9 protein-coding genes are annotated in these 12,730 nt (G+C 43.5%); 6 read left to right on the top strand and 3 right to left on the bottom strand.

All coding sequences use genetic code 11. The features are described from left to right. Window position 1: 1 nt before the first annotated feature. The 3 genes from A3G3_RS0106505 (at window position 2) to fadA (ending at window position 4,975) form a co-directional block, all read left to right on the top strand. Window positions 2-1,405, top strand: a complete 1,404-nt coding sequence (locus A3G3_RS0106505) for a nicotinate phosphoribosyltransferase (RefSeq protein ID WP_019519734.1) — start codon at window positions 2-4, stop codon at window positions 1,403-1,405. Between the two features lie 106 nt (window positions 1,406-1,511). Further along, window positions 1,512-3,668, top strand: a complete 2,157-nt coding sequence (fadB, locus tag A3G3_RS0106510) for a fatty acid oxidation complex subunit alpha FadB (RefSeq protein ID WP_019519735.1) — start codon at window positions 1,512-1,514, stop codon at window positions 3,666-3,668. A gap of 134 nt (window positions 3,669-3,802) precedes the next feature. After that, a complete protein-coding gene (fadA, locus tag A3G3_RS0106515) occupies window positions 3,803-4,975 on the top strand; it encodes an acetyl-CoA C-acyltransferase FadA (protein WP_019519736.1) in 1,173 nt (390 codons plus the stop codon). Between the two features lie 83 nt (window positions 4,976-5,058). Here the strand turns inward: fadA and ribA are convergent, their stop codons facing one another. Beyond that, window positions 5,059-5,640: a GTP cyclohydrolase II gene (ribA, locus tag A3G3_RS0106520; protein ID WP_019519737.1), complete on the bottom strand. Its 582-nt coding sequence runs from the start codon at window positions 5,638-5,640 to the stop codon at window positions 5,059-5,061. 263 nt (window positions 5,641-5,903) lie between these two features. Between ribA and A3G3_RS0106525 the strand changes: the two genes are divergently transcribed. Both A3G3_RS0106525 and A3G3_RS0106530 read left to right on the top strand, forming a co-directional pair. Next, window positions 5,904-8,063, top strand: coding sequence for a 1-deoxy-D-xylulose-5-phosphate synthase (locus tag A3G3_RS0106525; RefSeq protein WP_156802121.1), 2,160 nt, complete (start codon window positions 5,904-5,906; stop codon window positions 8,061-8,063). 64 nt (window positions 8,064-8,127) lie between these two features. Further along, entirely contained in the window at window positions 8,128-8,961 is an 834-nt protein-coding gene (locus A3G3_RS0106530; RefSeq protein ID WP_019519739.1) for an inositol monophosphatase family protein, read from the top strand. Window position 8,962: 1 nt separating this feature from the next. Here A3G3_RS0106530 and bioB read toward each other — a convergent pair whose 3' ends face one another. Next, complete coding sequence (gene bioB / locus A3G3_RS0106535; protein ID WP_019519740.1) at window positions 8,963-9,997, bottom strand: biotin synthase BioB; 1,035 nt, start codon at window positions 9,995-9,997, stop codon at window positions 8,963-8,965. A gap of 179 nt (window positions 9,998-10,176) precedes the next feature. On the opposite strand from bioB, the gene A3G3_RS0106540 reads away from it, so the two are divergent. Then, window positions 10,177-11,271, top strand: a complete 1,095-nt coding sequence (locus tag A3G3_RS0106540; protein ID WP_019519741.1) for an FAD:protein FMN transferase — start codon at window positions 10,177-10,179, stop codon at window positions 11,269-11,271. Between the two features lie 47 nt (window positions 11,272-11,318). Here A3G3_RS0106540 and A3G3_RS0106545 read toward each other — a convergent pair whose 3' ends face one another. Continuing rightward, window positions 11,319-12,728: an ABC transporter ATP-binding protein gene (locus A3G3_RS0106545; protein WP_019519742.1), complete on the bottom strand. Its 1,410-nt coding sequence runs from the start codon at window positions 12,726-12,728 to the stop codon at window positions 11,319-11,321. Window positions 12,729-12,730: the final 2 nt, after the last annotated feature.

Raw genomic sequence — 12,730 nt, forward strand, 5'->3', positions numbered from 1 at the left:
TATGTTTAGTTCAAATTTTCATAACTTTATTTTAAACACCGACAGCTACAAAACATCGCATTGGCGACAGTATCCACCCAATACCGAGTATGTTTCTAGCTATATTGAGGCTCGTGGCGGACAAAATAGCTTTGAAAATGTACTATTTTTTGGCTTGCAGGCTTTTATCAAAGAATATTTAACCAAACCGATTTGTCAAGCCGATATTGACGAAGCAAAAATTATTTTTCAAGCCCACGGCGTACCGTTTAACGAGCAAGGTTGGCAACGTTTGATTGATAAGCATGGCGGATTTTTGCCCCTGCGTATCCAAGCCGTGCCTGAGGGTATGGTTATCCCCACAGGGCAGGTGCTATGCCAAGTGGTGAATACTGACCTAGAATTTTATTGGCTAACCAGCTATATAGAAACATCGCTGTTGCGAGCGATTTGGTATCCATCCACGGTGGCAAGTTTATCTTATTATTGTAAACAAGTTATTAAGGCAAGTTTAGAAAAATCGGCAGATAACTTGGATAGTTTGCCTTTTAAATTGCATGATTTTGGGGCAAGGGGCGTGTCTAGTCTTGAGTCGGCAGGCTTGGGCGGTTTGGCACATTTGGTCAATTTTTTGGGAACGGATACGGTGAGTGCCTTGGTGGCAGGCAGTCGTTGGTACGGCATGAATGACACCTTGGCGGGCTTTTCCATTCCTGCTGCTGAACACAGCACCATGACGGCGTGGGGGCGTGAGTTTGAAGCCGATGCCTATGCCAATATGTTAAAGCAGTTTGGCGGACAAGGGCAGACGGTTGCGGTGGTGAGCGATAGTTATGACTTGTGGAAAGCAATTGATAATATTTGGGGCAATGAGTTAAAATCGCAGATTGAAAGCATGGGGGGTACGCTCGTCATTCGCCCTGACAGTGGCGACCCGATTAAGGTGGTGCGTGAAGCCCTGCAACGGCTTGCGGTCAAATTTGGCACGACAATCAATAGCAAAGGCTATAAAGTATTGCCAAATTATATCCGACTGATTCAAGGTGATGGTATCAATCCAAGCAGTATCGGCAAAATCATTGATGCGGTGTTAGACGCAGGATTTAGCCTTGATAATATTAGCTTTGGTATGGGTGGTGGGCTACTGCAACAGGTGAACCGTGATACGCTTGGCTGGGCGATGAAAACCAGTAGTGCCAGAGTCGATGGCTATTGGCGAGATGTCTACAAAGACCCAATTACCAGCGTGAGCAAACGTAGCAAACGTGGGCGGTTGGCATTGGTGCGTCATCAGGGCAGTTATATGACGGTGCGTGAAGATGAGCTTGCTGAACAAAATAATCTGTTGCAAGATGTGTTTTTAAACGGTGAATTATTGGTAGATGATAGTTTGGTAGCGATTAGAGAGCGGTCATTACACAAATAAAAAAAGATGACTTATCAGTCATTTGACATTGCCCAATTTATCCCAAAAATAACCTAAACTATAGCGAATTTATTTTTTAACTGTAACCAAAAAAAGGACTAAGGATATGAGCCAAACACTCTATCAATCAAATAGCATCACGGTATCACGCCTTGATGACGGTATTGTCAAATTTCATTTTGATAACCAAACCGAAAGCGTCAATAAATTTGACAAAGCCACCAATGAAGCATTTGCCGAAGCAGTAACCGTTCTAGAAAATACAAGCGATATCAAAGGCTTAATCGTGACTTCTGGTAAAAAAGTATTTATCGCAGGGGCAGATATTACCGAATTTGTTGGTTATTTTAACCAAGACGAACACGAAATTGAACAATGGATTGTGGAGATTAACAAAGTCTTTAACCGTTTTGAAGATTTGCCATTTCCAAAAGTGTGTGCCATTAATGGTCCAGCATTGGGCGGTGGTTGTGAAATGACATTGGTGTGCGATTATCGGGTGATTAGCCAGACAGCGAGCATCGGTTTGCCAGAGGTTAGCCTTGGTATTTTCCCGGGTTTTGGCGGTTCTGTGCGGACGCCACGCTTGATTGGTGTGGATAATGCCCTAGAAATTATTGCCAATGCCAAACCGTTAAAACCTAATGATGCGTTAAAAATCGGCTTGGTAGATGCAATAGTATCAGCAGAAAACCTTGAGCAATCCGCAATTGACACCGTGAAAAAATGTATCAAAGGTGAGTTAGATTGGCAAGCTCGGGTTCAAGAAAAACTAAACCCTGTTAAACTCAATCCACTTGAACAGGCCATGGCGTTTAACTCAGCCAAAGGCGTGCTACTAAGTAAAGCAAATCCTGCTCAATACCCAGCCCCAAAAATTGCGTTAGATGCAATTGAAAAACACGCCACTCTGCCACGTGATGAGGCGTTATTGGTAGAAGCTAAAGGTTTTGCTAAAGCTGCCAAAACCCCACAAGCAACGGCGTTGGTTGGTTTATTTTTAAACGACCAAGTGGTCAAAAAGCTTGCCAAAAAACATAGCCAAAATGCCCACGATATCAAAGAAGCCGCCGTACTTGGTGCAGGGATTATGGGTGGTGGTATCGCTTATCAATCGGCTTCAAAAGGCTTGCCGATTATCATGAAAGACATCAAGGCAGAACAGCTTGAACTTGGCATGAACGAAGCGAGTAAATTGTTATCAAAACAAGTGGAACAAGGGCGTTCAACCCCTGCCAAAATGGGCGAAACCTTAAGCCGTATCCGCCCAACCTTAAATTATGGCGACTTTGGTTCTACCGATATCGTGATTGAAGCAGTGGTTGAAAATCCAAAAATCAAAACCGCCGTATTGGCAGAAGTGGAAGATTTGGTCAAAGATGATTGTATTTTGGCATCAAATACCTCAACGATTTCAATTACGTATCTTGCTAAGTCCCTAAAACGCCCAGAAAATTTTGTCGGTATGCACTTTTTTAACCCTGTGCATAAAATGCCACTGGTTGAAGTTATCCGTGGTGAAAAATCAAGCGAGCAGGCGATAGCGACCACCGTTGCCTTAGCCGAAAAAATGGGTAAAGTGCCTGTTGTGGTCAATGATTGCCCCGGATTTTTGGTAAACCGTGTGTTGTTCCCATATTTTGGGGCGTTTGATTTGTTGTTAAAAGACGGTGCGGATTTTACCCAAATTGACAAGACCATGGAAAAATTTGGCTGGCCGATGGGTCCTGCGTATCTGATTGACGTCGTCGGTCTTGACACAGGTGTGCATGGGGCGGACGTGATGGCAGAAGGTTTCCCAGACCGCATGAAACCTGATTATAAAGGCAGTATTCAAGCACTGTTTGAAGCGAGCCGTTTGGGTCAAAAAAATGGCGTGGGCTTTTATAAATACGAGCTTGACAAAAAAGGAAAACCTGCCAAAAAAACTGACCCTGCCACGCTTGACGTGTTAAAGACAGTGGTAAGCGAGCCAAAAGCCTTTGACGACCAAGAAATCATTGACCGCATGATGTTAGCCCTGTGCAACGAAACGGTGCGTTGTTTAGAAGACAATATCGTGGCAACCCCGTCAGAAGCGGACATGGCGATGATTATGGGGATTGGTTTTCCGCCGTTCCGTGGTGGACCATGCCGTTATATTGACCAAGTTGGTGTGGCAAATTATGTGGCATTGTGCAACAAATACGCCCAACTTGGCAAGGCGTATGAAGCACCACAAATGTTAAGAGAAATGGCGGAAAACGGTAAGTCGTTTTATTAATTAAAATTGATTGATAAAAAAATGTAGCGTAAGTTAATCCCATCAAAATATCGGATTTTAACGTGGTGGGTAGAACCCGCCCTACTATCAATCAATAAAAAGACTAAATTGACAAAATTTTTAAGGAAAAACTTATGACAACTCTAAACCCAAAAGATGTCGTCATTGTGGACGGTGTACGCTCTGCGATGGGCAAATCCAAAAATGGTATGTTTCGTAACGTGCGTGCGGACAATCTATCTGCTGAAGTCGTTCGCCAACTGTTAAAACGCAACGAATTTGACCTAAATCTGGTAGAAGACGTGGTGTGGGGTGCGGTAAACCAAACGCTTGAACAAGGCTGGAATATCGCTCGCCATATTGGACTACTTGCTGGCATCCCAAAAACAGCAGGCGGACAAACGGTCAATCGTCTGTGTGGTTCGTCCATGCAAGCCCTGCACACAGCAGCGGCTCAAATCATGACCAATCAAGGTGATGTGTTTATCATCGGTGGTGTGGAACATATGGGGCACGTCAATATGATGCACGGTGTGGATTTAAATCCACAAGCATCAAAACATTATGCCAAAGCGTCCAACATGATGGGCTTAACTGCCGAAATGCTCGGTCGTATGAATGGTATTACCCGTGAAGAGCAAGATGCCTTTGGCGTGCAATCGCACAAACGTGCGTGGGACGCAACCGTCAATGGTCGTTTTGATAATGAAATTGTGGGCGTAGAAGGTCACGATGAAAACGGCAATTTACAACTTTGCACCGTAGATGAAGTGATTCGCCCTGATGCTAATTTGGAAGCCTTCCAAGCCCTAAAACCTGTGTTTGATCCAAAAGGTGGTACTGTTACTGCAGGCACCGCATCTGCCTTGTCGGACGGTGCGTGTGCGATGCTTATCATGTCAGCTCAAAAAGCCAAAGACTTAGGGTTAAAACCACGAGCTAGAATTCGTGGTATGGCAATCGCAGGCTGTGATGCTGCGATTATGGGCTATGGACCTGTACCAGCCACCCAAAAAGCGTTAAAACGTGCGGGCATGAGTATGGACGATATTCAAACCATTGAATTAAACGAAGCCTTTGCTGCCCAAGGTCTATCGGTGATGAAAGGCTTAAACATCAGCGATAAGCAAGACATCATTAACCTAAACGGCGGTGCGATTGCACTTGGACACCCATTAGGCTGTTCTGGGGCAAGAATTACCACGACCTTACTAAACGTCATGGAACAACAAGACACTCAAATCGGTCTTGCTACCATGTGTATTGGTTTAGGTCAAGGCATTGCTACGATTATTGAAAGAGTGTAATGCTTTTTTAAAAAGCACAAAAAACCCCAAAATTTACGATTTTGGGGTTTTACTTTTAATATTTGTTAAATTTAAGTTTAAAATTAAATCAAATGTCCCATACGTTGTTTTTTGGTATTGAGATAATCTTGATTAAAGTCATTTACCCCCACCAGTAACGGCACTCTCTCTACCACTTTCACACCAATTTCATTTAAATAATTCATTTTATTGGGATTGTTGGTGATTAATTTGACTTGGTTTACCCCAACGTGGTTCAGCATCGGACGGCACATTTCATAAGTACGAGCATCGGCAGGCAAGCCTAGCAACAAATTGGCATCTAGCGTATCATGTCCTTGGTCTTGTAGCGCGTAGGCACGGATTTTATTCACCAGTCCAATGCCACGTCCTTCTTGGCGTAGGTACAAAATCGCTCCACAGCCATATGCCTGTATCATCTGCATGGTGGCGTTTAACTGTGGACCGCAATCGCATTTTAGTGAGCTAAACGCATCGCCTGTCAAGCACTCAGAATGAATCCGTACAAGTGGAATTTTATCGTCCGTAGGTAGCCCCACTGTGAGCATGACGTGTTCTTGTTTTTCTTCATTTTCAAACACATGAATGTCAAACCCTCCATGAGCGGTCGGCAATTTGGCTTGACTGATAAATTGATACGGCACGACATTTCCTTAATAAAACAAAATGTAAAAAATTGCACTTTTTATAGGCATTTTTTTAATAAAATCAAGGTAAAAACCAACCGAACAACGATTTTTTCACAAAACTTTTAAAAAAAGCAAAAAAATTCACCATTTTTTCACTGATAAATAGGTGTGGTAATTGTCAAAAAATGCTATCATGCACGCTAAATTTTAACGTTTTTTCCAAAACAATTAGCCAATTTATTTTAGCCAAAAAATTGATACAAAAAAGACACGCCAAAATGCCAAACAACGATTTACATACCGATTTGAACAAAAACACCCTAACCATTTTTCATGAGTTACCGACTGTGCGTCCGTCTACGCCGTTACTAGATACTGTGAATAGTCCTGATGATTTAACGCATTTTTCTGATGATAAACTCGTGCAACTTGCCAATGAATTGCGTGAATTTTTGCTGTATTCAGTGGGGCAGAGTGGGGGGCATTTTGGGGCGAATTTGGGGGTAGTGGAGCTGACCGTTGCACTTCATAAAGTGTTTGATGCTCCAAACGATAAACTTGTGTGGGATGTCGGTCATCAGGCATATCCGCACAAGATTTTGACAGGTCGGCGTGAGCGATTGACGAGTATCCGTAGTAAAGACGGCTTGACCGCTTTTCCTGAGCGTTCTGAGAGCGTTTATGATAGCTTTGGTGTGGGGCATAGTTCTACGGCGATTTCGGCAGGGCTTGGTATGAGCCTTGCGATGCGGTATCAGGGTAAGTCTAATAGCGTAGTGGCAATCGTTGGCGACGGTGCGATGACAGGGGGCATGGCGTTTGAAGCGATGAACGATGCGGTGCAACAAAACGCCGATATTATCGTGGTGCTAAACGACAATGATATGTCCATTTCACAGGCAACAGGCGGATTTTCCAAGCATCTAGCGACTCTTTGGCAACGTGGGCTTGCGGTGGATATTGACAAACTTGGCAATCCGATTATCACGCACCGCACCATTTCTAGCGATGACAGACGTATTCGCCATTACTTGCACATGGCAGGCGATGCTTTTGATGATTTGTCAGTGAAAATCCCAAAAAAATTGAGCGAAAAAATTGCTGAAAAAATTGCCGAAGGTTTGCCAACGCCTGCCCAAATTATTCATTTACCTGAAAAAATTGCCAATAAAATTGCCGATAATATGTTTCCTGAAAACTTATTTAAGGCAATCGGTTTTCAATATTTTGGGCCGTTTGACGGTCATGACGTGGTAAAACTATCGCAAGTTTTTGAACGTATTAAATATCTAAAAGGGGCGGTTTTGGTCCACGTTCATACCGTGAAAGGCAAAGGCTTTTCCCCTGCTGAGCACGACCCAATCGGTTATCATGCGATTGGCAAATTACCAAAAAATGACTTGGCAAAACAACCTGTACCATTAACCAATGCTCATAAAAACGTTAAAAAATATTCTCAAGTATTCGGCGAGTTTTTAATGGATACCGCCAAAACCGACAAAAAACTTATCGCAATCACCCCAGCCATGGCGGAAGGTTCAGGCATGGTGGCATTTGCCAAAGCATTCCCAAATCAGTATTTTGACGTGGCAATCGCCGAACAGCACGCCGTAACCTTGGCAGGAGGCATGGCGTGCGAAGGGCTAAAACCGATTGTGGCGATTTATTCCACGTTCTTACAGCGTGGCTACGACCAGTTAATCCACGATATCGCCCTGCAAAACCTAGATGTTACCTTTGCCATTGATAGGGCAGGGCTTGTCGGTGAGGACGGGGCGACCCACGCAGGCGTGTTTGACATGAGTTTTATGCGGTGCGTGCCGAACATGGTGATTGCCTGTCCGTCTGACGAAAACGAGTGTTATCAACTACTTAACGCCTGTTATCAATACCAAGGCACGTCTGCAGTGCGTTATCCACGGGGCGAAGGCGTGGGCGTAGAAATTGATAAAGCGGGAATTGACAAAAATGGGGCGAATAATGCCAATCATTTTGCGATTGGTAAGGCGGTGCTTGATTGCCAATTTAACAATAAAAATCAAAAAGTTAATAAAAAAATTGCCGTGCTTGCCTTTGGTTCAATGTTAAAAACTGCCAAACACGCGTGTGAAATTATCGCAAAAAATTCCCCTAAAACTCAATTTTCGGTTTATAATATGCGGTTTGTCAAACCGCTTGATAATGAGTTGATTGACACGCTGATTAGAGAGGATTACCACATTATCACCCTAGAAGAACATCAGCTAATGGGCGGTGCAGGCAGTGCGGTTAATGAATATATTTTGTCAAAAACCTACATGACATCCGTGCCAAACGTGCTAAATATCGGCATTGATGATAAATTTATCCCGCACGGTAGCCATAGCCAACAGCTTGAATATTGTGGGTTAGATGTGAATGGGGTAGTGCAAAAAATGAATCATTTTTTACATCATTAACCTTTTTTATCATAAATTCTTTTTAAATATCTTTATGAATCATTTTAATTTTTAAGGTACATATATGGAACCAATGGTCGTCATGGCAGTGCGTGCTGCTCAAAAAGTAGGCAATGAGATTTTAAATGCTCACTTTAATCGGCATAAAATTGAGCTAAACATTGAAAGCAAAGGCTTGGACGGTTTGGTTACCCAAATTGACCGTTATAGTGAAGAATTGCTAATCGCCACTTTAAAAGAAAGTTATCCAACCCATTCATTTTTGGGTGAAGAATTTGGCTTGCAACAAGGCAAGGGCAACGACCAAGATTGGTGTTGGGTCATTGACCCATTGGACGGTACGCATAACTTTGTGCATGGTTTACCGCATTTTTGCGTGTCTATCGGCGTGCAAAAAAATGGTGTTACCGAACACGCAGTTATCTACGACCCTGTACGTGATGAAGTGTTTTCAGCGAGTCGTGGTAAAGGGGCGAGATTAAACCAACGCCGTATCAGTGTGAGCGAGCATAAAACCATTCAAGGCGGTTTTTTTACCACAGGTCACCCGCTAGAACGTAACCGACATGACGGTGTGCATTCGTATGCCAAAGAACATTTTGAAACCTTGCAAAAAATCTGCGAACAAGGTGGCCAAGTGCGTCGTCTAGGTTCGGCGGCCTTGGATTTGGCGTATGTGGCGAGTGGGCGAGTGGACGGCTATTTTGAAATGTCTATCAAACCGTGGGATATCTGTGCAGGTGAGTTGATTGTCAGCGAAGCCCGTGGCACGGTGGTTGACCATACAGGGGCTCACGAAGCGATGAGTACAGGCTCGGTGTTTGCCTGTAATGTCAAACTGTTAAAACCGCTTATGCAATTAGTTGTGCCTGTGTGGGGAAATGCGGTTAAAGGGTAATTTAACCGTTTAATATCCCAATCCGACCATTTACTGCATCGGTAATTGGAATTTGGCGAGGCATGGCTGTTTCTACGGTTAGCCCCAAGGTTTTTATCAATTCATCATCGTGATGGGTGGTGGCGTTGTCGGTAGTTAATAATTTATCGCCATAAAAAAACGAATTTGCCCCTGCCATAAATAATAAAGCCTGCTCAGCATCGCTGAGTTGCTCACGCCCTGCGGAAATGCGGACATAACTGGTTGGACAACATAGCCGTGCCACTGCAATCGTGCGTGCCCATTCTAAAACAGGCAGGCGAGTTTCGCCGAGTTTATCCGCAACTGGCGTTCCTTTAATTGGCACAAGCATATTAATCGGAATAGACTGGGGCAGTGTTGGCAAATTGGCAAGTTCAAACAACAAATCAATGCGGTCATCACGGCTCTCGCCCATGCCAATAATACCGCCACTGCACACGTTAATCCCTGCACGGCGTACACATTCAAGCGTATTTAAACGGTCGTCAAAGGTGCGTGTGCCAATGATTTTTGGATAAAAATCCCTCGACGTATCTAAATTATGGTTATAATAATCAAGCCCCGCATCGGCAAGCAGTTGTGCTTGATTTTGCGTGAGCATTCCGAGCGTCATGCAGGTTTCTAGTCCCAACGCTTTCACTTCTTTTACCAACTCAAGCACATACGGCATATCCCTATCGTGTGGATTTCGCCAACCTGCCCCCATACAAAAACGGCTAGAACCTTTTGCTTTGGCAAGACGAGCCTGCTCAATCACAGTTGCCACTGCCAGTTTTTTTTCACCTTGCAAATCGGTGCGATGATGTCCTGACTGCGAACAATAACCACAATCTTCAGGGCAATTTCCTGTTTTGATTGATAATAAGGTACTGATTTGTACCGTATTTTTGGGAAAATGCTCACGCAACGTTTGTTGTGCTAATAACAATAAATCCATGAGTGGTAGCTCAAACCATGTTTGAATTTGGTTTCGGCTTGGTGTATTTTTTAGATTGTGATTGGTAGTAGATGCCATTTTTTATCCTTAAACGGTTGATTATTCGGCTGATTTAATTGTGGCAAAATCGTTATTGTATAAGTAAACATCTGTTAACGCAAGGCTATTTTGATTGAAAAACTTTTGGCAAAAATACGCAATCAGTCGTAAAAAATGTTAAAATAACGCCTATTTTTTAGTTTGATTAGCAACCATTTATGAAAAAAAATATCAACACCACTTTTGCTATCAGCGTGATTGTCGCATTGACAATCAGTGCAATTGCCTGTCAACAACCGCCGACTTATCAAAGTCTTGAAGGTAAAACCATGGGAACAAGCTACCATATTAGCTTTGAAATGCCCAAAAATACCGATTTGGCAAGCATTCAAGCCAGTATTGATAAACGTTTGTTGGATATTAACAAAAGTATGTCCACTTATGACGACACGGCGACCATTATGGCGTTTAACCGTGCCAAAGTTGGTGAAAAAGTACACATTGACCCCGATTTTATCCAAGTGTTGAATGCTTCTAAAACCATTTATCAAGCATCAAAGGGGGCATTTGACCCAACCGTGATGCCGTTGGTGAGCTTGTGGGGATTTGGCAAAGAAATGCGGATTGACCGTTTGCAATCACCGCCCACCCCAGCCGAAATTAACCAAGCTCGCAGTTTGATTGACTTTGACAGCGTGGTGTTACAAGCCAATCAATTAAGCAAAAATAAAGCGGGTGTGGCGTTGGATTTTTCAGCGATTGCCAAGGGTTATGGCGTGGATGTGGTCGCTGATGTACTAAAATCTGAGTATAAAATTAACAATTATATGGTAGAAATCGGTGGCGAAGTAGCGACACTTGGCAAAAACGCCAAAGGGCAGGCGTGGCAACTAGGGATTGATGAGCCTGTCATTAACAGTAGCGTGAGCAACCGCAATACCATTGCACTCATTCGTGAGCCAAAGCAAGGCAAAATTAACCTTGCCACATCAGGTAATTACCGCAATTCGCTCGTGTATAACGGCGTTCGCTATAGCCACACGATTGACCCTGATACAGGCAGTCCTGTGGTAAATGGGGCATCCTCCGTAACCGTGGTGCATGACACGACCGCATTGGCGGATGGTTGGGCGACCGCACTCACGGCGATGCCTTATGAAAAAGCGTTAAAAACCGCCCAAGATAACCAACTTGCGGTGCTATTTATCGTGCATCAAGACATGAGTAAAGCCAACCAAAATGACGAGAAAGCCCAAGATTGGCAAATCGTAGAAACGGATAAAATGAAAGCGTTGCGAGCTAGGACACCTTAATGTTGGTTAAAAAATACTAAAGGTTTTAAATATACTGAATAATTAAATTAAGACTGAAACTGTGTCAAATCCAACACTTTATCTGCATAATAATCCACCAAATGCCTATCATGGCTGACGATAACCAGTGTACAGTCACAGGCTTTACACTGTTCTATCAATAAATCCATGGTCTGCTGTTGGGTAATTGGGTCTAGCCGATTGGTAACTTCATCTGCAAATAAAAGCACAGGATTAAACAATAACGCTCGCAAAATCGCAATGCGTTGCAACTCACCGCCTGACACATTTAACGCACTGCGATTTAACAAGTCTGGGTTAAGTTTTAATGCTTTTAACAGTTTTGGCACACGGCTTTTGTCAAGTTTGTGCTTGTCAATGACATCATTTAGCAAGGTTTGCAAGCTGACATGACTGGCAAAGGCAGACGGCGGGTCTTGGTACAGTTTTAGCACTTGGTGACGTTTTGGTGGTTGTTGCCAATGGATTTTGCCCGATTTGGGTTTTAACAAACCGCACAACGCATCACCTAATGAGCTTTTGCCAATGCCACTATCGCCCACCAATCCCAACACTTCACCAACTTTTAACTCAAAATTTAAGCCACAAAACAAGTCACGATGACCACGAGCAAGGCTCAAATCTGTAACGGTTAATAAAGTTTTGCTCTGATAGTCGGCTTTTGTGTTTTTTTGCCAGTTGGCAGGGGCAGATGCGATGAGTTGTCTGGCATAGTCTGATGTGGGATTGTTTAATAGCGTTTTGGCATCACCTTGTTCCAAAAGTTTGCCATTTTTCATCACCATGATTTCATCGCTTAACGCTGTTGCTACGTCAATGTCGTGGGTGATTGTCAAAAGCGTTCCACCGTTTTTGGCAATTTGTTGTAGTAGCTGTATGACGATTTGTTTGTTTTTTTCGTCCAGTCCTTTGGTCGGTTCATCGGCAATGACGATGTTCGCACCGCCTGTGGTCGCAACCGCAATAGACGCACGCTGTGCCATACCGCCCGATAATTCATGGGGATAATACTCACAAAATTTTGCTAAGCCCAGTTGTTCCAATATGGTTTTGCTTGAGTTTTTGGCAGTTTGGTTGTCTTTTTTTGCCACAAAAAACAGGCTTTCCCACGTTTGCCAAAAAATATTCATGGTTGGGTCAAGGCTTCTGGTCGGCTCTTGTGGTAGCATGGCAATCTCATGCCCCCAGTAGCGTTCACAGTCGGCTTGTTGCAGTAATTGTGCATTTAGCCACACTTCACCTGTTTGTATCAACCCTGCTGGTAAAGCCCCCATAATCGCCTGTGCCAATAGGCTTTTGCCTGAGCCTGTCTCGCCAAGAATGGTTAAATTTTTGCCTTGATACAACTGTAAACTAATCGGTTCAACCAAACAATGCTTGTCTGTGGTAAAAACGCTTAAATCTTTGGTTTTGATTAAAATTTTTGGGTTTTGCATAG

Origin of the sequence: Moraxella boevrei DSM 14165, assembly GCF_000379845.1 — a bacterium.
In the GTDB taxonomy this organism is placed as follows: Bacteria; Pseudomonadota; Gammaproteobacteria; order Pseudomonadales; family Moraxellaceae; genus Faucicola; species Faucicola boevrei.